The sequence below is a fragment of the Bacillus sp. DHT2 genome, assembly GCF_026241455.1.
Taxonomy (GTDB): Bacteria; Bacillota; Bacilli; order Bacillales; family Bacillaceae_G; genus Bacillus_A; species Bacillus_A pseudomycoides.
Genome location: NZ_JAPHWH010000004.1, coordinates 106,370 through 131,186 on the forward strand (window position 1 = coordinate 106,370; position 24,817 = coordinate 131,186).

The 24,817-nt window shown below is 34.7% G+C and carries 25 protein-coding genes, 1 pseudogene and 1 other annotated feature; of the genes and pseudogenes, 12 read left to right on the top strand and 14 right to left on the bottom strand.

Going from position 1 to position 24,817, the window contains the following annotated elements; genetic code table 11:
• On the top strand, positions 1-633 hold the full coding sequence (locus ORL93_RS11775) for a response regulator (RefSeq protein WP_003196238.1): 633 nt from the start codon (positions 1-3) through the stop codon (positions 631-633).
• Between the two features lie 270 nt (positions 634-903).
• Positions 904-1,167, top strand: a complete 264-nt coding sequence (locus ORL93_RS11780) for a DUF3992 domain-containing protein (RefSeq protein WP_003196240.1) — start codon at positions 904-906, stop codon at positions 1,165-1,167.
• 27 nt (positions 1,168-1,194) lie between these two features.
• On the opposite strand, the gene brnQ3 is transcribed toward ORL93_RS11780, so the two are convergent.
• Complete coding sequence (gene brnQ3 / locus ORL93_RS11785) at positions 1,195-2,550, bottom strand: branched-chain amino acid transport system II carrier protein BrnQ3 (RefSeq protein ID WP_006094185.1); 1,356 nt, start codon at positions 2,548-2,550, stop codon at positions 1,195-1,197.
• Positions 2,551-2,607: 57 nt separating this feature from the next.
• Positions 2,608-2,868: a binding site (T-box leader), on the bottom strand.
• 43 nt (positions 2,869-2,911) lie between these two features.
• The gene (locus ORL93_RS11790; RefSeq protein WP_018764232.1) at positions 2,912-4,450 is read right to left on the bottom strand and encodes a bifunctional metallophosphatase/5'-nucleotidase; all 1,539 of its coding nucleotides are present in this window, start codon (positions 4,448-4,450) and stop codon (positions 2,912-2,914) included.
• Between the two features lie 306 nt (positions 4,451-4,756).
• On the opposite strand from ORL93_RS11790, the gene ORL93_RS11795 reads away from it, so the two are divergent.
• Positions 4,757-4,966, top strand: coding sequence for a hypothetical protein (locus ORL93_RS11795; protein ID WP_016114037.1), 210 nt, complete (start codon positions 4,757-4,759; stop codon positions 4,964-4,966).
• Positions 4,967-5,001: 35 nt separating this feature from the next.
• Here the strand turns inward: ORL93_RS11795 and ORL93_RS11800 are convergent, their stop codons facing one another.
• Entirely contained in the window at positions 5,002-5,778 is a 777-nt protein-coding gene (locus tag ORL93_RS11800; protein WP_098160705.1) for a class I SAM-dependent methyltransferase, read from the bottom strand.
• A 111-nt stretch (positions 5,779-5,889) separates the two neighbouring features.
• Between ORL93_RS11800 and ORL93_RS11805 the strand changes: the two genes are divergently transcribed.
• Positions 5,890-6,741, top strand: coding sequence for a YhfM domain-containing protein (locus ORL93_RS11805; protein WP_018781006.1), 852 nt, complete (start codon positions 5,890-5,892; stop codon positions 6,739-6,741).
• Positions 6,742-6,794: 53 nt separating this feature from the next.
• Here ORL93_RS11805 and ORL93_RS11810 read toward each other — a convergent pair whose 3' ends face one another.
• Positions 6,795-6,992, bottom strand: a complete 198-nt coding sequence (locus ORL93_RS11810) for a hypothetical protein (protein ID WP_016131282.1) — start codon at positions 6,990-6,992, stop codon at positions 6,795-6,797.
• Positions 6,993-7,300: 308 nt separating this feature from the next.
• Between ORL93_RS11810 and hmpA the strand changes: the two genes are divergently transcribed.
• Positions 7,301-8,509 carry an NO-inducible flavohemoprotein gene (hmpA, locus tag ORL93_RS11815; protein WP_098160704.1) on the top strand — a complete coding sequence of 403 codons (1,209 nt, stop codon included), beginning with the start codon at positions 7,301-7,303 and terminating at the stop codon, positions 8,507-8,509.
• Between the two features lie 21 nt (positions 8,510-8,530).
• Here hmpA and ORL93_RS11820 read toward each other — a convergent pair whose 3' ends face one another.
• Positions 8,531-9,043 carry a Crp/Fnr family transcriptional regulator gene (locus ORL93_RS11820; RefSeq protein ID WP_033798759.1) on the bottom strand — a complete coding sequence of 171 codons (513 nt, stop codon included), beginning with the start codon at positions 9,041-9,043 and terminating at the stop codon, positions 8,531-8,533.
• A 373-nt stretch (positions 9,044-9,416) separates the two neighbouring features.
• Between ORL93_RS11820 and ORL93_RS11825 the strand changes: the two genes are divergently transcribed.
• Entirely contained in the window at positions 9,417-9,641 is a 225-nt protein-coding gene (locus tag ORL93_RS11825; protein ID WP_097794695.1) for a hypothetical protein, read from the top strand.
• Positions 9,642-9,933: 292 nt separating this feature from the next.
• Here ORL93_RS11825 and ORL93_RS11830 read toward each other — a convergent pair whose 3' ends face one another.
• From ORL93_RS11830 to ORL93_RS11840, 3 genes are all read right to left on the bottom strand, one after another.
• Complete coding sequence (locus ORL93_RS11830) at positions 9,934-10,734, bottom strand: sulfite exporter TauE/SafE family protein (RefSeq protein WP_018764237.1); 801 nt, start codon at positions 10,732-10,734, stop codon at positions 9,934-9,936.
• Positions 10,735-10,851: 117 nt separating this feature from the next.
• Positions 10,852-11,850 carry an inorganic phosphate transporter gene (locus tag ORL93_RS11835; protein WP_006094199.1) on the bottom strand — a complete coding sequence of 333 codons (999 nt, stop codon included), beginning with the start codon at positions 11,848-11,850 and terminating at the stop codon, positions 10,852-10,854.
• Positions 11,851-11,861: 11 nt separating this feature from the next.
• Entirely contained in the window at positions 11,862-12,482 is a 621-nt protein-coding gene (locus ORL93_RS11840; RefSeq protein WP_000231447.1) for a DUF47 domain-containing protein, read from the bottom strand.
• Between the two features lie 312 nt (positions 12,483-12,794).
• On the opposite strand from ORL93_RS11840, the gene ORL93_RS11845 reads away from it, so the two are divergent.
• The gene (locus ORL93_RS11845) at positions 12,795-14,834 is read left to right on the top strand and encodes a transglycosylase domain-containing protein (protein WP_098160702.1); all 2,040 of its coding nucleotides are present in this window, start codon (positions 12,795-12,797) and stop codon (positions 14,832-14,834) included.
• Positions 14,835-14,903: 69 nt separating this feature from the next.
• Here ORL93_RS11845 and ORL93_RS11850 read toward each other — a convergent pair whose 3' ends face one another.
• Positions 14,904-15,341, bottom strand: coding sequence for a hypothetical protein (locus tag ORL93_RS11850; RefSeq protein ID WP_097794693.1), 438 nt, complete (start codon positions 15,339-15,341; stop codon positions 14,904-14,906).
• A 146-nt stretch (positions 15,342-15,487) separates the two neighbouring features.
• Here ORL93_RS11850 and ORL93_RS11855 point away from each other — a divergent pair, with 146 nt between their 5' ends.
• Positions 15,488-15,616 carry a hypothetical protein gene (locus tag ORL93_RS11855; RefSeq protein WP_006094209.1) on the top strand — a complete coding sequence of 43 codons (129 nt, stop codon included), beginning with the start codon at positions 15,488-15,490 and terminating at the stop codon, positions 15,614-15,616.
• 125 nt (positions 15,617-15,741) lie between these two features.
• On the opposite strand, the gene ORL93_RS11860 is transcribed toward ORL93_RS11855, so the two are convergent.
• Entirely contained in the window at positions 15,742-16,995 is a 1,254-nt protein-coding gene (locus ORL93_RS11860) for an ATP-binding protein (protein ID WP_006094211.1), read from the bottom strand.
• Between the two features lie 134 nt (positions 16,996-17,129).
• Here ORL93_RS11860 and ORL93_RS11865 point away from each other — a divergent pair, with 134 nt between their 5' ends.
• The 3 genes and pseudogenes from ORL93_RS11865 to ORL93_RS11875 all read left to right on the top strand — a co-directional run bounded on the left by ORL93_RS11865 (position 17,130) and on the right by ORL93_RS11875 (position 19,811).
• Positions 17,130-17,975 (top strand): DUF72 domain-containing protein, encoded by an 846-nt coding sequence (locus ORL93_RS11865; RefSeq protein WP_097794691.1) that lies wholly within the window; start codon positions 17,130-17,132, stop codon positions 17,973-17,975.
• Positions 17,976-18,403: 428 nt separating this feature from the next.
• Positions 18,404-19,537 (top strand): annotated as a pseudogene (locus tag ORL93_RS11870) (RNA-guided endonuclease InsQ/TnpB family protein).
• A 64-nt stretch (positions 19,538-19,601) separates the two neighbouring features.
• Entirely contained in the window at positions 19,602-19,811 is a 210-nt protein-coding gene (locus tag ORL93_RS11875; RefSeq protein WP_179863329.1) for a hypothetical protein, read from the top strand.
• Positions 19,812-19,927: 116 nt separating this feature from the next.
• Here ORL93_RS11875 and ORL93_RS11880 read toward each other — a convergent pair whose 3' ends face one another.
• The 4 genes from ORL93_RS11880 to deoD all read right to left on the bottom strand — a co-directional run bounded on the left by ORL93_RS11880 (position 19,928) and on the right by deoD (position 23,601).
• A complete protein-coding gene (locus tag ORL93_RS11880) occupies positions 19,928-20,122 on the bottom strand; it encodes a DUF3924 family protein (protein WP_003206602.1) in 195 nt (64 codons plus the stop codon).
• Between the two features lie 131 nt (positions 20,123-20,253).
• On the bottom strand, positions 20,254-20,784 hold the full coding sequence (locus ORL93_RS11885; protein WP_018764243.1) for a tyrosine-type recombinase/integrase: 531 nt from the start codon (positions 20,782-20,784) through the stop codon (positions 20,254-20,256).
• Between the two features lie 107 nt (positions 20,785-20,891).
• Positions 20,892-22,706: a sensor histidine kinase gene (locus tag ORL93_RS11890; protein WP_097794232.1), complete on the bottom strand. Its 1,815-nt coding sequence runs from the start codon at positions 22,704-22,706 to the stop codon at positions 20,892-20,894.
• A 187-nt stretch (positions 22,707-22,893) separates the two neighbouring features.
• Positions 22,894-23,601, bottom strand: a complete 708-nt coding sequence (deoD, locus tag ORL93_RS11895) for a purine-nucleoside phosphorylase (protein ID WP_000110708.1) — start codon at positions 23,599-23,601, stop codon at positions 22,894-22,896.
• 429 nt (positions 23,602-24,030) lie between these two features.
• Between deoD and ORL93_RS11900 the strand changes: the two genes are divergently transcribed.
• Positions 24,031-24,813, top strand: a complete 783-nt coding sequence (locus ORL93_RS11900) for a hypothetical protein (RefSeq protein WP_141556412.1) — start codon at positions 24,031-24,033, stop codon at positions 24,811-24,813.
• Positions 24,814-24,817: the final 4 nt, after the last annotated feature.

Genomic DNA, 24,817 nt, shown 5'->3' on the forward strand with positions numbered 1-24,817 from the left:
ATGATTAAAGTACTGCTTGTAGATGATCATGAAATGGTGCGGATGGGTGTATCAGCGTATTTATCAACTCAGCCGGATATCGAAGTGGTTGGCGAAGCTGAAAATGGGAGAAAAGGTTCAGAATTAGCATTAGCATTAAAGCCAGATATTATTTTAATGGATCTTGTTATGGATGAAATGGATGGTGTTGAGGCAACGCGTGCCATTATTCAAGAATGGCCGGAAGCAAAAATAGTTGTCGTGACAAGTTTTTTAGACGATGAAAAACTATATCCTGTTATTGAAGCAGGTGCAACGAGCTATTTATTAAAAACATCAAGAGCGAGCGATATCGCAGATGCAGTACGAGCGACTTATGATGGGGAAACAGTACTTGAGCCGAAAGTTACTGGGAAAATGATGTCCCGTATGCGTCAAAAGAAAGAACAGCCACTTCATGAAGATTTAACAGAACGAGAGTTTGAAATCTTATTATTAATTGCAGAGGGAAAGAGTAATCAAGAAATTGCGGATGAGTTATTTATTGCATTAAAAACCGTAAAGACACATGTAAGTAATATATTAAACAAGTTGAATGTAAGCGATCGTACACAGGCTGTTATTTATGCATTTCGACATCAATTAACGAAATAAAATGTGGCTTCCACTGTATATGACTTGTTTCATTGGTGGAAGTTTCCTTTATTCCGCTATTTATGGGCAGTAAGATCTCCACCTCAAAATTCAGTGAAAGCAAAGAGGCTAGGGGTGGAGCAACTGCCCGTAAAAGCCCGATTGGTGAGGGTTAATAATCAGTGGGGGATGAAGAAAACCCCACTGATTAAAGTTTTACGTTATTGATGCATTCATTTGTAAGCGTTATCATTAGATTAGAAATAGTACATATAAAGGGGGAGATTGTGTATGTTAGTTCAAACAGTATTTGAAATGGGTAAAAATAAAAAGTTAGGAAACTACGTGAATGCATTGCAAGCACTTAAGGTGCAATACGATATTGAAACAGGTTGTATTGCGATAATTGAAGCGACAGAAGAATATTATTTATTTCTAGTAAAACAAACAGATTGCTATGATGTTGTGAAAGTAGAAACAGTTGATACAAACCTTGAGTATTATACGAAAGCGTATAAAATAAGTAGTTTCAATCATACTTCCTACCAAGTGTGAAAAACTCCCTTAATCGGGAGTTTTTCACTAAGACACTTTAGGTTCAGAAGGAGTTTCAGTTAGTGGTATTGGTTTTGTGCTCTTTAATTTTGCGACTACAAGCCCGATTGTTGCTCCAGCAATCGCTGGTAATAACCAACCAATTCCTTCATTATAAAATGGAATGAATTCAAAGTAAGAGGTAATGAATGTAACAGATACATTTCCTTGCTTTAGCCCATCAAACATACTTATTACTGCAGCCCCGATTAAAGCACCAACATAAACAGAACGGTAACCACCAAAGTACTTATGGAGTAATGATAATAGTACGAGTACGATAGCAATTGGATATACAACTAGTAAAATTGGAACAGAGATTGCAATGATTTTTGTTAAGCCTAGGTTTGCTACTAGAAGTCCTAATACACAAATGATACCTGCTATCCCTTTGTAAGAAAATTTTGTAAATAATGTTGAGAAATATTGGCTACATGCTGATACAAGTCCAACGCATGTTGTTAAACAAGCCAGTGTAACGATAACCGCTAATAAGGCAAGGCCATATGGGCCGAATAACTGTTGTACAATAACAGTAAGTAATTGACCGCCATTTTTTGCATATCCAAGTGAAACACTAGTTACACCTAGCCAGCCAAGTGCTCCATATACGAGTACGAGCCCTGTAGCTGCAATAAGTCCTGCTTTTGTCGTTGCAATTGCAACAGCTTTACGATCTTCTACACCTTTTGAGCGAATTGCATTCACGACGATAATCCCAAATGCAAGTGCCGAGATCGTATCCATTGTTAAATATCCTTCCATAAATCCTTTGAAAATAGGAGAAGTTTGATACTCTTGCATCGCTGGACCTGAATTTCCAAGTGGTGTGAAAACACTTTTTGCAAACAATAAGAAAATAGAGAATAGTAAAATAGGTGTTAGCACATTTCCGATACGATCAACGAGTTTAGAAGGATTTAAGCTAAGCCAAAATACGATAGTGAAAAAAATGACCGTATATATAAATAAGGATAAGCTACTAGTACGAATTGTTTCTGGTAAGAAAGAACTAACACCCATTTCGTAAGCGACGTTAGCGACACGTGGAATTCCCATGGAAGGGCCAATTGCAATATATACAACTACTGTAAATAAAATTCCAAATAAAGGGTGAACATGACTTGCAAGTTGTTGCATTCCATTTCCTGAAAGAGAGATTGCAATAACAGTTAATAACGGTAAGCCAACTCCTGTTAGTAAAAACCCGAGCATTGCTGGCCAGAAGTTTTCACCAGCGTTTTGTCCAAGCATTGGAGGGAAAATTAAATTACCTGCTCCAAAAAATAAAGAAAATAGCATAAGACCTGTGAAAAAAACATGTTTTTTTGATACAGTGTTCATTGTGTTTCCTCCTTTTATAAAAATTCATTCGTAAGAACACAAAAAACTCGCCCCTTAAAAAGGGACGAGTTATATTTACCCGCGATACCACCCTAGTTCATACACGTAGAAATACATCTATATGTATGCGGCTTTGCAACGTACAACATGATACGTGTTCCTTGTAACGGGGGACGACCGGTAAGAACTTACTACATCCTTCGGTTCTACTTCTCGGAGATGATTTTCGGTTACGAGCTGAACGTTGGCTTTCAGCAAGATGCCAACTCTCTGGGGAACAGCTTTATATAACGTACTCGTTCTCGTCAATGAATTTTGTTCAAGTATTCTGACAGTATTTTTACATGTTTTTTTCATAAAGTCAATAGATTTTCTGTAAAAAATTTTGAGGGAGTGTATCTATATGAGAAATAGAACGAATAAAATTTGCAAAAGCTTCCTGATCTGTCGGGCCTTCGGAGCGATTTCTTCCCTCTTTAAATGTCAAAAATTTATCTCCTCCATTTGCTAAGAAAGAATTGACTACTACAGAGTATATTTGATCATCGCGTAATGGTGTTCCGTCATCTAATGAAATTGTTTGGACGATGTTATTTTTCCAACTATAACGAATCCCTGAAATTTGTAGCATGCGAGTTTCTTCTTTCCATTGCTCTTGCAAGACGTTTCGAATTTCTTTTCCAGACAAATACATTTTAATTAATTTGTTGCCGAATGGTTGTATGAGGAAGGTATCTTCCCATGTAATTGTTCCTTTTTTTAAATTATGCCGGATGCTCCCAGGATTTACAAAAGCAATATCCGCCTGCATAGTTTGGCGCTGGGCTATTGCGAGAACTGTTCCTAAATTTGATTGGCCGTGTTCATTTTGATTACGAGTTAACTCATGGTCCGTTATTCCGAGTTGTTCCTCTACTTTAGATTGGATTTTTGAGGCGTAAGAATCTATCCAGTTTCTTGTGTGTAAATCAGGAGAAATTGCATTTTGATAGACAGGGACAATTGTTGCCGCTTTTTTCGTAATATCTTTCGTTTTACGATTTAATGTAAAGGTGACGTTTGAAAATGCTTTTCCGTATGAGTAGGCTTGAACAAGCAATTTGCCGTTCACATTTCCATTTATATAGGAGTGGGTATGGCCACCAAAAATGATATCAACATCAGGATCTATTTGATTAGCTAAATCAGCTAAAGGTCCATTTGTATTACTTTCTGTCGTATTACCACCTAGGTGGGCAAGAATAACAAATGCATGAATGCCTTTCTTTTGTAGTTGATACACATAAAGATTAATCGAAGAAGCTTCATCTAAAAAACGAATAGAAGACATATCGTTGTACATTGTTAAAAAAGGAGTATCGTTTGTAGAAACGCCGATGAAGGCGATTGGAATCCCATCAATCCATTTAATTATATAGGGGGGGAAGAGTGGTTGATTCGTTTCACTGTATACAATATTTGCGGATATATAAGGAAAGGAGCTACCTGAAAATGAACTTGTTTGTGTAACGGATTCGCCATTAATTAGTTGTTGCAGAGCAATGGGACCCCTATCGAACTCATGGTTTCCTATTGTACCAACATCAAATTGAAGATTATTTAAAAACTCCATCGTTGGTTCATCATGAAAAAGTGCTGAAATCGGAGGACTCCCACCAATCATATCTCCTGTATGAACAAGTAAGGTGTTAGGGTTTTTATCGCGGTAGGATTGAATGTAAGCAGATATGTAATCAGCACGCCCTACAGCTTTATCGTGCAACGCTGAAGTCGTATTTAATTGGCCGTGGAAATCATTGAGGCCGAGAATTTGCACGGATACGTCGGTAGGTGGAGAAGAAGGGGATAGAAAAGAAAAAATTAGTTTGATAAGAAAAGGGAGTAATAAGAAATAGTTCATATTGACACTCCTCAATTAAAATTATTTTAGGGTGTGGATTTTTACTTACTGCCCGTAAAGACCCGATTGGTGAGAGTTGATAATCAGTGAGGGATGAAGAAAAGCCTTACTGATGGACGTTTCACTTTATTGTATGAGAAGTGGAAGGGAATCTTTTGTAAAAAGTACGTAAAAGTATAGAGGTTATGTGAAAATTTTTTGAGAAATATGACAATTAGAACAGGAAGGCAGGAATCTTTTTTATTAATAGAGAATAATACTACAATCCACTTGCTGGAAAGAACAAACCAAAAAGAGGTGACGGAAATGCTTGCGATGGGTGTATTGTTCGGAATTATAGTAATTTGTGGTTTCATATGGTTATATTATTCGCGGTCATTTAAACAAGCAGAAGTGTTACTTTTTCAAAAAGGAAGTTTGTTGACAAGTCAATCCAGATACTTAGTATGTCCAAAGTGTGGAAGTGCACAGGCCAGAAGTGGAGGGTATCAAGAATGTTGCAAAATTAGGTTATGAAAGGAGAAAGCCTCACAAAATTATGTGAGGCTTTCTTAAAATTTTGTGGCACTCCAAATAGTCCAACGATCTTGTTCAATAATCGGAGCTATATTGTTTAGTTTAGAGTGAATGTGATGGAGTAATTGAGAAAGTTCATTGTCTGTTAATTCGTATAAAATGGATCGGCCTGTGCGTGGTGATAAATCTTGTAATAATGTTTCAATAGAATCATGGATTTTTCGCACTTCCCACATTGTTTGAAGGGGAAGTGGATACATGCCGTTTTGTGCGATTAGTTGTTGTATGTGCGTTGCTTTTGGTCTTCGCTTTTCCTCTATTTGAATGAGTTTAGGATAGATGGAGAAGAAATACCCACGAATATGTTTTGGGCTTCCAGGAATTGTACAATCTTCAATGGTACGATCTTGAAGAATGAGCATTCCATTTTTCTTTAAGATACGTGAGGCCTCTTGTAAAAATTTCGGGATGTCTTGTAAATGATGGATAACAGCACGAGAAACCACAATATCAAAAGTTTCATTAGCAAATGGCATATGGTGGGCATCACCATGAATAAATGAGATGTTTGGGACGGAAGCGCAATTTTCTGTTGCCGCTTGCAACATTTTTTTTGAGAAATCGAAGCCGATGACTTTGCTAGCTCTCATAAGAGCCAGTTCTTTCGTATAAATACCACCACCGCAGCCGATATCAATTATGTTTTTACCACTTACATCAATTATATTTTGAATCATTTCACACCAAGAGGAATCTGCTTTTCGCGTGGCGTAGGTGTACTTATTATGAGCATCATGAAAATTAATGGACATGTGAAAACCTCCCTTCGTATTTAGTATATCTTATTTCATCATACATAACGTTTTTGTTTCATTTTCAAGAACAATAAGCTTTTCTTATTGTTCTAGATAGGAGGGAAAAAGTTGAAAAGAAAATGGATGTTTTTCTTACTATTTTTTTTATTAGCATCGTGTAGTCAAGTTGAACAAAAAAAGGAGAAAAAACAAGTAGAAGAGACGGTGAATCCTATGCAGGAAAGTATACAAGTAACAATTATACAAAAAGGAAATCTTGAAAAGGTTTTAAAGCAAGAGGAAGCAAAGAAAGTGGTAGATATTATTAATAAAGCTGAGAAACAACAAATAACAGGGGGTTTTGGAGAACCAGAGTACGAAATCCAAATTGAGAAAAACGGAAAGAAGAAAATATATCGTGCATGGCTAAGAGGGGAATCTCGCCAAGGGTGGCTGCAGGATGAAAAAGAGACGTATATGCTTACAAAATCTGATACAGAGCAACTTTTATCTATACTTCCAGGTGCTACTGAGCAACAAAATGATGATACAAAAGTGAACGCTTTAATAGAAGTGACAAAAAAGGACATGCAAATTACTGCTTTTCATATTAAAACAGATGAGAAAAAAATAAAATACACAGTATTTTATACAATCTCGGATTCTTTATATAAAACTTTAGAAAAAGAAGGGGAGTATTATTTTCAATTGATCTTTCCTGAAAAAATGCAACAGGTAGTCGGAAAGAAAATGAGTGAAACTATTGCAGGAGAAAAAGTTAGAGAAGGATATAAACAATATGAAGTGAATCTTACTGTACCTATAGAGGGGGCATCAACTTCCCAGTTAAAAGCATTAGAAACTTATTATGATCATTATGATTTACAAGTATTGAATCATAAAAAAGAAAAAGTAGGTACGTTTCAAAATATTATTCAAATTGTAAAAGAGTATGGTGAAAAAATGAATTTGCAAAGATAGTCAAAAACTTTCCTAGGAAATGATAATAGAGTGAACCTAAAAGGTTCACTCTATTATTTTGTTTTGGTAGACGGCTCATTTAACGATTTTCGTGTAATAAGATAGGAAATCATAAGAGCAGAAAGAATAATAAGAATAATAAAGAGATGCTTTGGTAACAAATCTAATAGTAAGACATAGCCAACTGTATAAAAGATTAATGCCGAAGCTAAAAAAGAAAGGGCACTAATCATGAAAGATTGTAATCTCATTTTTGTCTACCTCCTTTCGTTATTAGTTTTGGCTAAAATTGGATGAAATAAACGTCATTTTTAATAATTGAACACGCTCTACAAAAAAAGAAATAAGCTATCCAAAATTTTGGTTAGCTTATTTCTTTTTTGGAAAAATATAAAGGTGTATATTTAATTCGTTAGTTTAGTAACAAATAGCGGGATAAATCTAAATCGTTCATATATTTTTCACAAAAACACCATGTTTATAGTGATTAAAATCACAACCTTCCATTTTGGCTTCGTTTACAATAACAATAGACAAGGAAATAGAGGAGTGGGATACAATGTTAAGTGAAAAAACAATGGAAATTGTAAAATCAACAGTACCATTATTACAAGAAAAAGGTGTTGAAATTACGACACGCTTTTATCAAATTATGTTCTCGGAACATCCAGAATTATTAAATATTTTCAACCATACAAATCAGAAAAAAGGAAGACAGCAACAGGCTTTAGCAAGCGCAGTGTATGCAGCAGCAACGTATATTGATAATTTAGAAGTTATTATTCCTGTTGTAAAACAAATTGCTCATAAACATAGAAGTTTAGGAATTAAAGCTGAACACTATCCAATTGTAGGGAAATGTTTACTACAAGCAATTAAAGAGGTTGCAGAAGCACCACAAGAAGTGTTAGATGCTTGGGGAGAAGCGTATGGTGTAATTGCTGATGCATTTATTAGTGTCGAAGCAGGAATGTATGAAGAGGCAGCGGAAAAAGAAGGTGGATGGAAAGATTTCCGTAACTTTATCGTTGTAAAAAAAGAGAAAGAGAGCGACGTAATCACATCATTTTATTTAAAACCAGAAGATGGAGGGAAGCTATCTTCATTCTTACCTGGTCAATATGTAACGATCCAATTAAATATAGAGGGTGAAACATATACACATAATCGTCAATACAGCTTATCAGATGCTTCTGGCAAAGACTATTATCGTATTAGTGTAAAACGAGAAACAGCTACAGAGACACCGGATGGAAAGATATCTAATTATTTACATGATCACATCCAAGAAGGAGATATTCTTCCATTAAGTGCACCAGCAGGAGATTTCGTATTAAATATGGATTCAAACTTACCGGTTGTGTTAATCAGTGGCGGTGTTGGTATTACGCCGATGATGAGTATGTTAAATACATTAATTGAGCAAACTTCAAATCGTAAGGTATACTTTATTCACGCAGCATTAAATAGCAATGTGCATGCGATGAAAGAGTATGTACAGCAAGTAGCGAGCGACTATGAACAAGTAGAAGCATACACTTGTTACTCTTCGCCAACAGAACAAGACCTACAAATGAAAAACTTTGATAAAGAAGGTTTCATTGATTTAGATTGGCTGCAATCTATCATTCCTACGTCTGAAGCAGAATTTTACTTCTGTGGCCCGGTACCATTTATGAAGCATATTAATGCGGCTTTAGTAGAATGGGGAGTTTCACCTGAACACATTCATTATGAATTTTTCGGACCGGCAGCAAGCTTATCATAAGGCAAACAAAAAAACGAGGTGTTAGTTTACCTCGTTTTTTGTTTGTTCTCGTAACAAGCGATTTACTGTTTCACGGCGTACGCCGATAAGTTGTCCAATTTCTGTTTGTGTTAATATTTCATAAATAGGGATTTCTCCCAAATAAAGTGCGAACCACTCTTGTAGACGGTGGAGACGTTCTTTTGGAGAAACAGTTGTTAATTGATCGATTCGTTGCTGCATCATTCGCAATTTCGTTTGTAGTTGCATGGCGATGTCAGCATATAATTCTGGATTCTCCTGTAGTTTTTCGTACCATGTATTACATACAATGGGCTGGACCTCTGTCTTAATTAAAGCGATGGCTGTACCATGATATTCTTTCGGTGAAATTAAAGAATGGTGAGGAATTGTCTCACCAGGAACGATAATATTAAATAAAAATGGCGTTCCGTCTTCTTGTAACCGAACGACCTTTAATAGACCAGTTTTAATAAAATATAAAGGTCCTTCTTCACCTTGACGAAATAGTATATCCCCTTTATGTAGAATCAATGTTAGCACCCCATTATTTAGTTCTATTAGTTTATTGTAAGTGATATACATATAAATTTAAATACAAAAGGTGATGTATATATCCATTTTGATTTTCCAATATATAAATCGTTGCTATGAAGAACAAAATGTGACTGCACTCGTTTTTCTCTTTGCTTTCACTTGGTATGGGGCAAGAAGAGGGGCTGATTGCTTCTATGCATAGTCGGATGATCTCTCTCACTTACAAAGAAAGGTTTTATGTCAGTTTTTCAATTTGTATTTATATTGTTATAAACAGCAATTTTATTGACGAAACGTATGCTATTACAGTAGTATACTATTTAGTGTGTAATAGTACTAGCAATGAATACGCTGTAGGGGGTTTAGTATATTGTTAGATGCGAAAATGACTGATATGAAAATTCCAGCTAATGCTGTCATACATGTGGAAGAGATGAAAGGTGGAGTCGTTCTATCAGTTGAAATAGATGGTCAAGTTATTTATACAATGGCTTATGACGAAGAAACGGATAGCTACGCTGAATTGTATGATAGAAATGATAAACGAGCACGTCAAGTCCATGAAGATTTTATGGGGTGGTCACTCCTTCACTAAAAGATGTCAATATGACATCTTTTTTTTGTTGAATCGATTGATTATACGAATTTATGTAATAAATAGATAAAGTTTGTAATAATTGATTTTGCATTGTTAGCATATTGTAAAGGCAAAGTGTCTTTTTTTTCGCTATCATAGGGGTAACAGCCCAGCTATAGGAGTGTGATCACCATGGACAAATTACATGTTTCAAATTTGATGTTGTTGTGTGTGTGTACAGTATTATGTTTTATTTTAGGGATGTTTTTGTATTCCTGCGTATGAAAAAACGCATTCTAAAAAGAACGCGTTAGAGGAAAGAACTGATAATCAGTTTGGTTCCAAGAATAATTAATGTGATACGCAATAAATTGATAATCGCATTACCGCTTAATTTTGTATTAATGTAAGCTCCGATTTTTCCGCCAATCCAAGCGCCTGGAATAAGAATCAATGCATAAATCCAGCTTACATTGCCAAGAGAAATATGAGTCAAAGAACTTACAATTGCTGATAAAAAGACAATAAACATTGAAGTTGCAACAGCAATTTGTGCAGGGAATGCAAAAAGAAGCATCATTGCTGGAACGAGCAATACACCGCCACCAATTCCAAATAATCCAGATATGAAACCAACTACAAATGCGATAATAATCGAAAGAAACGGTGGGAATTGATAATAAACGGTTTTACCTTCAGAATCCGTGAAAGATCGTTTAATAACAGTTGCATTTGAGAGGGAAAGAGGTTTCAATTTATCACGTAACAAGAGAAGGATAGATACAAAAATAAGGAAAATTCCAAAATATAAAGAGAAAGAATCCTGATTCAAAAATTTGTTTGCCCACGATCCAATAATCCCTCCAGGACCGCTCCCTATAAATAAAATAAGTCCACTTTTATAATCTACTCGCTTATGTTTCATATAAGTAAGAGTAGAGGAGAGACCAGTGAAAACTACGGTCACAATTGATGTTCCAACTGCGAGTTGTGGTGATAAACTATGCAGTCCAATTAGTAAAGGGACGATGATAATTCCTCCGCCAAGTCCTACTAGGCTTCCGACTGTTCCTGCGATTAATCCAATGAAAAGTAACATGATATATTCCAAAATTGCCAACTCCTCTGTATAACTAATCCAACATTCATTATACACACTTTTTGAAAAGAAATAAGATTGTTCACAAAAAAGTCGTCTTCCTAGAAAAATAAGGAAGACGACTTTTGATTAGAAAATTAAATGTAATAGATAATAGAATAGAGCAGCTAATGAAGCTGAAATTGGAAGTGTAATCACCCAGGTAATTAACATGCGCTTTGCAGTTCCCCATTTTACACCTTTTACACGATGTGAAGCACCTACCCCTAAAATAGAAGAAGAGATAACGTGCGTTGTACTAACTGGTAAATGAATAAATGTTGCTCCGAAAATGACAAGAGATGATGATAAATCAGCAGCTACACCGTTTACAGGACGAATTTTCATAATTTGTCCCCCAACAGTTTTAATAATTTTCCATCCACCGACAGAAGTACCAAGACCCATTGCAAGAGCACATGAGAATTGAACCCATAAAGGAATATCTCCAGAATTATGAAGGCCATTTGTCATTAATGCCATTGTAATAATACCCATTGCTTTTTGAGCATCGTTTGTACCATGTGTATAAGCTTGTAGTGCTGCGGTAAACACTTGGAATAAACGGAAGTTTTGATTCGTTTTCGTTAAATTAAAGTTTTTAAAGACAACTTTAAAAATACTATACACGATAAAACCAATAACAAATGCAACGATTGGTGAAATAATTAAAGCTTCAATAATTTTAATAAATCCTTTGAAATTAATTGCACTTAGACCAGCAGCAGCAATTGCAGCACCTGCGATTGCACCAATAATTGCATGCGAAGAACTACTTGGGATTCCATAGTACCAAGTAATTAAGTTCCAAACAATTGCAGCAAGCAGAGCGGCTAAAATAACATATGATCCATGTTCTAAAGCAAAAGGATCAACAATGTCTTTTGTAATTGTTTTTGCTACACCTGTAAATGTCATTGCACCTAAAAAGTTCATAATAGCTGCCATGATAATGGCTTGTCGTGGCTTCAAAGCTTTGGTAGAAACAGCTGTCGCAATGGCGTTCGCTGTGTCATGGAATCCATTAATAAAGTCGAAAGCTAAAGCACAAATGACTATTAAAACAGTTAAAATCAAGACTGTATCCATGATCAAACTCCTTACGCGTTCTTCATAATAATTGTTTCTAATACGTTTGCAACGCTTTGACAGCTATCAGCAACTTCTTCTAGCTCTTCATAAATCTCTTTGAATTGAATGATCTTGATCGGATCTTTTTCACGAGAGAATAAATGTTTAATGGCGTGACGACGAATATCATCACACTGTGATTCGTAATCCTTAATTTTAATTGCATTTGTGCGAATGTCCACTAATTTCTTATTCGACATAAGTTCAACGGAATTTGCAATTTCAATCGCACATTGATTAATTGCCTCCACAAATTTAATCATGTATTCATCTGCCTCTGTAATAGAATACATTTCGAATAAACCTGCACTGTGGTCTAATCCGTCTAGTACATCATCCATGCTCATTGCAAGTTGCAGGATGTCTTCACGTTCAATAGGAGTAATAAACGCTTTGTTTAGCTCCATAATGATTTCATGAATAAATGAATCACCTTTTGACTCATATTCTTTCATGCGCATAGAAAATTCTTTTAAATCGCTAGCATTTTTAATTTTATACTCCACGAAAAATTGCGCGCCTTCTTTTAAATTTTCAGAAACATTCATTAACATTTCAGAAAATTTATCTTTTTTAGATTTAAATACCATTATTGTTACCCCCACGAAAAGTAATATATGTAAAATATATTGGCTAGTCAATTCTAACAAAAAACTGTCGGTTTTTAAAACATTTTATCGAAAAGTTTACAAAAACTTAACATAATACATATTGATGCATTAATAATATTAATAACGACTAATGAATATCTTACTTGTAGAATGTCCTTTTCTTGCAAAAAGTATGAATGAGAAAGAAATACTTTACACTTGAAGAACTATTACGTTATTATAATAAATTCAAAAGGAGGGAGTTTCTTCCTTTTCCTGATGAAAGTGTAAATAAATGAAGGAAGTGAATAAATGAAATTGAACAACACTCATTTCAAGAAAATGCTTGAGTGGTTCAACAAGAGGAAGAAATTGCGCAATATATTATTAATTTTTGGCGGTTTTTTCGTTACCCTATTTATTGCGGTAAATATAATGATCTCCATTCAAGACATATCTGCATTAAAACAGGCTGTTCCGCAGCCAACACTTATTTATGATACAAATAAAGAAGTGGCAGCAAAGCTATCTTCTTCCAAGGCGGAAGGTATTAAAAGAAAAGATATTCCCGATATTATGATTCAAGCGGTTGTAGCAGTAGAGGACAAAGAGTTTTTTAGCCATCATGGTATTGACTATAGTGGGATTATGAGTGCCCTATTAAAAAATATTACGGCGGGAGAAGTAGTTGCTGGTGGCAGTACAATTACACAACAGCTTGCGAAAAATGTATTTTTAACACAAGAACGTACATTTTCACGTAAGTTTAAAGAGTATTTTTTGACGAAGAAGATAGAGCGTACGTATACAAAAGATGAAATTATTGAAATGTATATGAATCAAATTTATTTTGGTGAAGGAGCTTGGGGGATAAAAAAAGCAGCGAAATCATATTTCGATAAAGAAGTAAAAGATTTAACAATAGCAGAAGCTGCGACAATAGCAGGATTAATTAAGGCACCATCAACCTATTCACCATATAAAAATTTTAATAAGTCAATTGAAAGACGGAATGTTGTTTTAGCACTAATGAAAGAGCAAGGGTATATTACAGAAAATCAATACAAGAAAGAGCAAGAGACAGGCCTTGCATTACGACGAGGTGTTGATGATAAGTATAAAGGAAAATATTCGCAGTATGTGGATTATATTGTACGTGAGGCAATGGAGAAATATGAATTGACGCAAAATGAAATTTTAGCTGGTGGATATCGTATTTATACAGAACTTGATCCGAAAAAACAACAAGCAGTAGAAGATGTTGTGAATAATGATAATTATTTCCAAGGGAGTAACGCTGATCAGCTTATGCAAACGGGCGTTGTTTTGATGGACCCGAAAACTGGTGGTGTACCCGCACTAGTCGGCGGGAGGGGGACGTATCAATTTTTGCAATTTAACCGTGCAACGCAATTAAAAAGGCAACCTGGTTCAACCCTAAAACCTTTTGCCGTATATGTACCAGCACTAGAACAAGGATATGAAGTGTATGATGTTTTAAAAGATGAGCCGCTTAATATAAAAGATTATGCGCCCCAAAATAGTGATCATGCTTTTCATGGTGATGTTACAATGTATGAAGCGATTGCTAAGTCCTATAATGTACCAGCTGTTTGGTTGTTAGAACAAATTGGATTGGAAAAAGGTTTGAAGTCATTAGAGCGTTTTGGTATCCCACTACAAGCAGAAGACCGTACTCTTCCTATTGCTTTAGGGGGAATGCATACTGGAACTTCTCCGTTTGTAATGGCTCAAGCTTATGCTACTTTTGCTAACGATGGTGTACAAGTTGAAGGGCATGCAATCCGGGAAATACAGAATGCTGAGGGAGAAACAGTTGGGAAATGGTATAAAAAAGAAACCCGTGTAACGAGTGAGAAAGTTGCTCAAAAAATGACGTACTTATTAAAGGGTGTTGTTGAAAAAGGAACGGGTGAAAAAGCAAAGGTGAAAAATATTGATACTGCTGGAAAAACGGGAACCACTCAGCTTGTGGATGGTCCAAGCAGCGGAGCGAAAGATTCTTGGTTTGTTGGCTATACACCGGATTTAGTGGGAGCTATTTGGATAGGATATGATAAAACAGACAGTGAGCATTATGTGCCAGGTGGTAGTCAAATTACAACGACAATGTTTCGAGATATTATGAAAAAAGCTGATGAAAACCCTAGTCAAAAAGCATTTCAATTATCACTTATATCAGAGGCTGACTATTCGAAACAATTAAAGACAATTGAAGAAGAAAAGAGAAGAAAAGAAGAAGAGAAAAAGCGTCAAGAAGAAGAAAAACAGAGAAGAGAACAACAAAAAGAATGGATTGATAAAGTAAAAGAGTGGATTCCATTTTTGTAAAAATAAAAAGAGGCGAATGATTATATTCGTCTCTTTTTTTATGAAGGGAAAAAATTTTTAGCAGGTGTATTATTGTTCATTGAGACGAATGATTACGTTGGAATGGGATTGTGAAGTGTAAATAATGGAAATTGTTCCTTTGCTAATTGGCTCATAAGGTAGGTCTTCTTCGTATTTTCCAATATTTTTATTGTGAATGGATAATGTAATTTCATCGATTTTCTGATTTTTATATTGTTCTTTAATTTTTCTAGCAATCTGATTCAGGTCATGATGGGAAGCAGCTTTTGTAATAATCATTCCTTTGATAACTTTTTTTTCTTTAGATGAGGAAGAGGATAGAGGGACTGTATTTTGTTTTGCATATAGTAGCTCATATGGAGCTATATTGCTGTTTTCTGCTGCTTTTGATGTAGCCGTATATTCTAAAGTTAAAAAGAATGCTGAGCATAAAAATATACATGACATAAGGGAAATCCAAAAGCGTATTGACAATAAGACGTTCATTTTCATCCTTCTTTCATATCATTGTCTTCTTTATCTATCATACAAAATAAGCGTTAAGCTAGAGTAAATTTGAAGTAAAGAAACGTAAAGAAGGAAATCAAATATTTAAGATGAGATGAATAGCATCTAGTTATTCCTTATTGTGTATGTATGTTAGATTTGGAATGGAGGAAGAGACAGCAGTTAGAAAAGTGAAAAAAGAAACAGGAATAGACATCGAACGAATTAAGCTTTGTGGCATTTCTCATGAAAGAGGAATAGATAATACATATTGATTAGGGGAATGGATTGGCGGAGAGCTAATGACGTGTGCTGAAAGTTTACAAATCGCATATTTTGAATATATTTATTTGATTATATCAGTGGGGCTTCATCCCCACTGATTATTTTTAGGGAGATGCTATAAGCCAGCCCCTTTTTGTGCTAATGGAATTGAGATGATAAATGTTGTTCCGTTTTCATTACTAGAAACTTTTAAAGTTCCATTGTGATTTTGAATGATTTTTCTTGTTACTGATAATCCGAGTCCAGTTCCTGCATCTTTTGTAGAGAAGAATGGATCAAATATATAGTCTTGAATCGCTGGAGGAATACCAGTTCCATTGTCTTGGAAAGTAATGCGAGCAAAATTATCCAAACGATGACTAGTGATTTGAATGGACAAAGGTTTATCGCTTTTTGCATCCACAGCATTTTGAAATAAGTTTAGGAAAACTTGAACGAGCTCATGTCGATCAATATTCACTAATATGTCTTCTAAATCGGAGGATAAATTATATTCAATAGAAATGTTATGCAAAAATACTTCACTAGCTAGTAGCTGTTGGATATATTCACGTAAAAAAGTATTGATGGGAAATGGTTCTCTTTTAAATTCGTGTGCTTTTGAAATAGATAAAAATTTCGTAATGATACTATTGGCACGATCTAATTCAGGAATGAGTAAATTTTGAAAAAGCTCTTTATTAGAAGGTGAAACACTTTCTTGTAAAAATTGTAAATAACCGCGTACTGTTGTAAGTGGATTACGAACTTCATGTGCAATTCCAGCTGCAATTCGACCCGCTAATGCAAGTTTTTCGGCATCACGTTCGGTATTTAAATAATGAAAGACACTAATCACACGGAAGATCTCTCCATTATAGTCACGAATAATTCGGTTATTAGAAATTCCATAATTTGTATCTAACACTTCTTCGTTATAAATTTCTTTTCCGCTTCTTAATGTTTCTAATGCCTTAATTTTTTCTTCAGGTAGGTTTAATAACTGTTGAATCGGTTTGCCGATGATATCGCTCCGTGATATTCCCAAATCATCTACTGCAGATTGATTACATAATGTAATGATGCCTTTATTGTCAATAAAGGTGACATGATGCGAAAATGCATCAAAAATATGAACAAAGTGCTTTTCAAGTTGCTCAAATAGAAATAAGGAATCGCAAGTTAGTACAAGGTTTGATTCTCTCTCTTGCTTTGGTATGCGATTGATGGAATGAGAAGTCCCTTTTTTATGTAACTGTAAACCTAGTTGTGAGTTTTTATATGTAAAATGATGTGGTAGTTGATTCACCAACTGCTCATAAAACTGTACTTTTCTTTCTAATTCTTTTATTTGCTTTTCATGAGATAAAGTAGTATCCTCTTGAATCATAAATAAATAACTCCTCAATTTAAAAATTCTTCCATCTAGTATATCATATTTTATAAAGATGCTCTTGAAGAAGATTGAAACTTTGTTAATTAGGTGTGTACAGATTTATAGAAATGGGATAAGGAGGGGGAAAGGTGATTTCTATTGGATTAACAGGATGGGGAGATCATGATTCTTTATATGCAGATTCCTATGAAAATAGAAATAAATTGCGAACATATAGTGAGTATTTCCCTATTGTTGAAGTAGATAGTTCATTTTATGCTATGCAACCGGTTCGAAATTATATGAAATGGGCGGGGGAAACGCCAAAAAATTTTTCGTTTGTTGTTAAAGCGTATCAAGGGATGACGGGACATATGCAAGGAGAGATTCCATTTTCAAATATTGATGAGATGTTTGAAATATTTAAACAATCGATTATTCCGCTTCAAGAAGCGCATAAATTAAAGGCGGTATTATTCCAATATCCACCTTGGTTTGATTGTCAGAAGAAAAATGTAGATTTACTTCGTTATACAAAAGAAAAGATGGAAGGCTTACCGTGTGCCATAGAGTTCCGAAATCAAACGTGGTTTCATCCTAGTATGCATGATAAAACGTTGCAATTTTTAGAACAGGAAGAATGGATTCATACGATCTGTGATGAACCACAAGCTGGCATTGGTTCTGTTCCACTTGTATTAGAAGCAACTCATCCTGAAATGGCACTGATACGCTTTCATGGTCGTAATATTCATGGATGGCTTGATAAAGGAGAAAATTGGCGAGCAGTTCGCTGCTTATATCGTTATAATAAACAAGAGCTAGAAGAATGGACAGAGCGATTACATACATTGCAGAAAAAGACAAAAAACATATATGTACTATTTAATAATAATTCAGGCGGGGATGCTGCTGATAATGCAAAACAACTCATGGAGATGATGCATATTACATACGGCGAACCAAAACCGGAGCAACTCAATTTATTTGAATAAACGCAAAAAAGAAAAACACTGTACAAACAGGGGGAATGTACAGTGTTTTTCTATATGAAAAAGAGGGGTAACAATGTTACTGAGCGTTTGGTTGATTCATCAATTGTTGGCTTCTTAATAAATGATAATGGTTATCATTATCGTTGTCAATATTTTTTCGTAAATAAAATAAAAAACTTGATGTTTATGTGGAAATAGCCTGGTGTGGGTTTTGAATAAAGTTTAACAGTACTCCAACAGAAGTCCCATTCCTCAAGCACGTGTAGGGCATAGCCCAGGTGGTAGGGAGGGGATGAATGTTGGTCGTGCATAGCACGAAGTTTCTATTTCCTTTTTATGTAACTTTGTGTATACTAGCAGAAAAGGGAACGTACATTCTATTTCGTGTTTAGGAATCTGAAAAACTATATCGAAAAAAGGGGGAGGGGATGACAATGTTGCTAAGCCAAAAATACGAGATTTTCCCAACCAAAGAACAAAAAGAAACGTTAGATGGTTGGCTACAATATTGTCGTCAAGCTTATAACTCTGCTTTTTTAGATAAACAAAGAAAATATAAGGAAAACAAACAATTGTATACACGTTCTGACATGCAAAAACAACAAGTCATCGATAAGAAGAGGTATCCTTTTCTCAAAGAAGTGCCATCACAGCCTTTACAAGAAGTATTTTTACGATTGGAAAAGGCATATGATGGCTTTTTTCGTGGGGATGTGGGTTATCCAAAATTGAAAAAGTATAAAGACTATAATAGTCTCACTTTCCCTCAATTTGGATTCAAACCGAATGGGAAACACCGCTTTGCGATGTCATTTGCAGAGAACGGAAAATTATATAACAAACGATTAGGGGAAATGGATATCCATCTGCATCGTCCAATAGAAGGAACCATTAAACAATTGATTATAAAACGCCAATCTAAGAGATGGTACGCTATTTTTAGTGTCGAAAGACAAGTTGTACCTTCCTCTATTACGATAGAAAATGCGATTGGTATAGATGTGGGACTGAATAAATATGCTGCTCTTTTCAATGAAATCGTATTTGAAAATCCAAGATTTCTTCTGCAAAAAGAAAAGCTACTGAAGAAAGCGCAGCGTAACCTTTCGAAGAAAAAGAAAGGCTCTGCGAACTATAAGAAACAAGTAGAACGGATTCGGAGCCTTCACGAAAAGGTAGCGAACCAAAGAAAAGATTTTTTGCATAAATTAAGTTATCATCTAACGCAAATGTATTCGGTGATTTGTATAGAAAATCTCGATATCCGAAATATGGTTCGGAATCGGAAAGTATCGAAGTAGATTTCGGATGCGGGCTGGGGTGCTTTTCGCAGGATGCTTTTGTATAAGTGCAAGAAATTTGGAGGCCTACTTGTGAAAGTAGATCCAGCATACACATCGCAAGATTGTTCTGGTTGTGGAAATCGTGTAAAAAAATCACTTTCTATTCGGACGCATATTTGTGCAAAGTGTGGAACGGTATTAGACAGGGATCATAATGCAAGTCTAAACATTTTGCGAAAAGGGTTAGAACAATTATTTGTGAGAACGACTGAAGACTGAAACTGTAGGGCAAGGTTGTGTCCAAACAGTATAAACGACGCCTGTGGAGAGTATGTAAGACTGCTTGGATCCTCAAGCAGCAACACTCTATGAAACAGGAAGCCCCTTCTTCAAACGACTCGTAAGAGTGTTAAGGAGGGGTCATTCACTTGAAAGTGGTAAACAAGCTGAAGAAATATTAAGGAATCAACGTGCAGGCGTAATAGTAATCGGAAGGCCTTTATTAGTAAATTCATTTTGGAGCGTCAACGCATCGAAAAGTTTAAAAGTTTAAAAGTTGAAATAGATGGTCCTGGTGTATATAAGAAGTATTGGTACGCTTAATGTGTATTTAAAACAAAGCTTAACCGTGTGCAATAAAGTTGTATGGTTTATAAAAAAGAACAGCGCTTAGCGCTGTTCTTTTTTTATTACATATTGTTGTAAATCAAAAGGAGTGATTTCTTGAATAAACTCCTTCGAGATAAGTGATTGAACGAGTGTACTTTCTGAGATTGTAGCACCTGTTTTCTTTTGATAAGCCTGTTTTAATAAACCGAGTTTTTCTGCTATTTCTTTTGGTAATTCAATTGTTAATGTGTTCATAATTTCTCCCCCTTGTTATTAGAGTACCACTACAATATAGGAGAAACAAGAAAAGAGAATATGAAACATAAAAAAGGTTACCAAGTTTAAAGTTGGTAACCTTTTTTATGTATAAGAACCATGGCTGTTTTTTATGCAATACCGATATATTTTAAAGTTTTTGATGGGGTACTATGATCAAAGAAGTGTTGTAAAAATGCAATATCAACACCAGATTTATATGCACAATATCCCCAAGTTTTTCGAAGTGTATGTGAGCTAATCCCTTCTAAACCAACTTCTTTTGCAGCTTTGTTTAAAATATACCATGCATGCTGTCTTGTAATGGATTTTGTTCCTTTTTGAGACTTTAATAATGGTTCATTTCGTTTCCATGTTTTACGTTCTCTCATATAATCTTCGATTGCATGCTGTAAGTCTTCGTTTACAGCGAACCATTTATGTTTTTTAACTTTTTCATTGTAAAATAAAATGGAGTGACGAACATTTTCATTCTCATCGATGACATCACCAACTTTTAATTGTAAAATCTCGCTTACTTTTAGACCGGAATTTACAGCTAATACGAATAATAAGCCATCACGTTTCGAAGATTGTAAAAGTATATTTTTGATTTTTTCTAATTGTTTTTCGTTTTGAATAGGTTGTCCTGCTTGTTTCATTTCACGCACTCTCCTCTTTTATATGTGTAAAGGAAAGGATTAACTTGTTTACTACTATAAAGGGAGAGTGTGAATTTCATGTGAACTCCTCGTGAAATTAAGACAAATTATTTGACTTCTTTTATTTTTTGTAAATCAAAATAAAAGACGACACTATCATTGGTATTATATACACCATATTTGGCATGGTGTAGTTCCAAAATGTTTTTTACAATTGATAAACCAAGTCCAGTTCCTCCAGTATGGCGGCTACGGGAAGCGTCTAGACGATAGAAGCGATCCCATATCTTTTGTAAACTTTCCTCTGGGATTGGATTACCGGTGTTCTCAATTTCCACTTTTACTTTTTCTTCATTTTCTATAACACGAATACGAATTTCTTTACCATCAGGTGTATAGCGAATTGCATTGCTGAGTAAATTCACAACAACTTGCTCAATGCGATTGCGATTCGCTTCAACGTATATAGAGGGATTTGCATCGATTTCTACTTGTAATTGTTTTTCTTCCATACTAAATAATAGCTTCGTATACACTTGTTGGACAAGTTCACCAAGTGAAAAAGTATTCATTTCTAGTTTATACGTGCCAGATTCTAGTTTTGCTAATTCTAGCATTTCGACGATGAGTCGATTCATGTTTTCTGTTTCTTCTAAAATAACATCCGTATAGTATGTGTTATCTTTGCTGACGCCATCTTTAATACCTTCTGCAAAGCTTCTAATAACACTTAGTGGTGTTTTTAATTCATGAGATACGCCAGAAATAAATTCTTTTCTAGTTTTTTCTAATTGGCGTTCCCGTTCGATATCTTGTTGTAATTTTGTATTCGCGACGTTTAATCGGTCTATTCGGTCTTTTAAGTTTACCGATAATGTATTAATGCTGCTAGACAAACCGCCAATTTCATCATCTGCTGAAACCGGTAATTTTTCAGTGAAATCAAAATTAGCCATTTTTTTTGTAACACGATTCATTTTAATAAGCGGTTTAACAATGATTTTTGAATAATAAAAGGACAATAAAATAATAACGAGAAATACGACAATTAAGGCATAAACGTAATAATCTTTTAAAACGAGCATTGCTTCATTAACAGGCTGTAAGGAGGTCATCGCAAAAGCAAATTCTTTAATTTTACCGTTTTCGATAACTGGCTTTACAAAAACTTGACTTTTTCCATTCTCCTCTTCTCCGATTGTAAATGTTGTCAATTCATTTGAATTTGTTTTACCTAGCATTACAGATAGTTCCCAATGCTGAATTCCTTGTAATGTCTCTAAATTATTTGCGAGACGAAGGTCGTTTTTGGAAGGAAGGTGTATTTTGGATACAATCCCTTCAAATTTCTGGACGCCAGGTCTTGTGTCTTTTGCATAGTTATTTTTCTTAGCGTTTGGCCAATCAATATTGAATAATTCAAAGTCAGAAATGATGTTATCATTTTTCCATGTATTATAACGAGTGGTAATCGTAACAGGTATAATTACGTCTTTTTTTAAAAGTCCATCTATGCGAATGATATCATTGTTCTTTAACTGTAAATTCATAAACTTCGTATATTCATCGATTGTTAAAATATTGTTGAGTGGAATGGAATACGATTTATTTGATTTATCCACAATCTCAATATAGTAATTATTTTCATCTTTTATAATTCCATTTGGATCTAATAAAACAACCTCGGCATTTGTTTTTTCATGAAATTCTTGTTTGAGTTTTCTTATTTCCTCAAATGTTCCCTCACTCTTTTCATAACTTGATAAAAACTTTTCAAAGGCAGTTTGGACAGTTTGAACCTTTTTATTAATATAAAATGTTTCTAAAAACAATGATTGCCCAACGAAAAAAAGGAGGAAGGTAACAGTAAATAATGTTGATGTTAATAAAAATAGTTTAAAGACAATGCTTCTTTTTTTCACGTCTTCACCTCATAAAAGAATACTCGCATAAATATTTTCTCTATTATAACAAACGATAAAAGAAAGTAGATGCTGAAAATCTGTCTCTATGTGGAATAGTTTTTTATTAAAAGTCATATAAAGTAATTATTTGATTTAGAAAACAATAAAAAGAACTCGCCAGACGTATGACAAGTTCTTTTGTGTATTATTGTTGAATTGCCGCGTCTAAAGCGATTTCAATCATTTCATTAAATGTAGTTTGACGCTCTTCAGATGTTGTTTCTTCTCCAGTGAAGATGTGGTCACTTACTGTTAATACAGATAATGCATTTACACCGTATTTCGCTGCTAATGTATAAAGAGCAGTTGTTTCCATTTCTACAGCTAACACACCGTATTCACCAAGTTTTTTCACCATGTCCATGCTTTCACGGTAGAATACATCTGCCGTTAAAACATTACCAACGCGAACATGTAATCCTTTTTCTGTTCCTGCATCATATGCTTTCTTTAAAAGATCAAAGTTTGCAGCTGGTGCAAAATCAAATCCAGGGAATGTTAAACGGTTCATGTTAGAGTCTGTACAAGCCGTCATTGCAATAATTACGTCACGTACTTTTACATCTTTTTGAATCGCGCCACATGTACCTACGCGAATTAAGTTTTTCACTCCATAGCTTTGGATTAATTCGTTAACATAGATAGAAATAGAAGGAACACCCATGCCTGTCCCTTGAACAGAGACACGTTTTCCTTTATAAGTTCCAGTGAATCCTAACATACCACGTACATTGTTATAGCAAGTTACATCTTCTAAAAATGTTTCTGCAATATATTTTGCACGTAGTGGATCACCAGGTAGTAAAATAGATTCAGCAATTTCACCTTGTTTTGCTTCAATATGAACGCTCATAAAAATCCTCCTTGTTATGTATAGATATAAATCAACATCACCTGCATTATACACTAGGAATCCTACCAATTAAAATCTTTTTCTTATTTGTAGTATATGCAAGATTCAACGTTTTCAATAGGTTGTTATTTATTACATAGCGGGTTTTTGTAAAAAAGAAATATATAAATACAAGTTGAAAAACCGATATAAACCTTTTCTTTTTAGGGGGGAGAGAGCATCCGACCATGCATAGAAGCGGTCAGACCCTCTTCCTGCTCCATGCCAAGTAAAAACAAAGAGAGAAAACGAATGCGGGTCACCTTTTATTCTTCATAGCAACTACTTATATGTTGGAAAATCAAAATGGACATATGTAGAAAGAAGATGTAGCAATGTTCTTTTTATAGGTGCAATAGTCAGAATTATGTTACAATTTATAAAAAAAGTATGGCAGGTGATTGTTTGAAAAATCTTGTCATTGGGCTAATTGCGTTACTATTTATTGTAGCTGGTGGATTTTACATGCAAAAGTATAAAGGAACGACAGAAACAGCAGGGGACATTCGAGAGGTAAAATGGGATATAAAAAATAGAAAGGGAAATGAAAAAATAGATATTACATTTCAACTGTTTAATAAAAATAACAACGAAATTCGTGGAGTTAATGATCGTATTAGAGCTATTATCGTGGACGAGCAGTTAAAGGGAATTCAGCGAATCACTCCTGCATTTGCTGGAAATGGTTCATATAAGCTATCCTCAGGCAAAACGAAAGATAAAGCATATACGATTTTCTTATATGAGGATCATGGTAAAACAGAACAGTTCTTTTCTAGGAAGAATTTTGGGGAAGAGGAAAAAGAGAAGAAACAAAAGAATGTAATAGAAGATACAGTGCTCACCAAAAAAATTGGTGATTACCAAATGTCGCTTTTATTTGGAGCGCTACATCCAAATGAAGCAGCTACATTGACATTTCAGCTGCAAATAAAAAAAGGAGAAAGTGTGAAATTTAATTCCAATACTGGAGAACAAGCGACGCTTTATATAATCGATGAAAAACGAGAACATTTTTTATATGCAGTCCCTGTAAATGAAGAAGAGCAATTGCAATATCGTATTACATTCCCAGAGGAAGGGACGTATAAAATATGGGGAACATTTTATATAAACGGAAAAAAGTATGAAAAAGAGTTTATACTCCAAGTTCAGAAACGAAAAAGCAGCTAGTGAT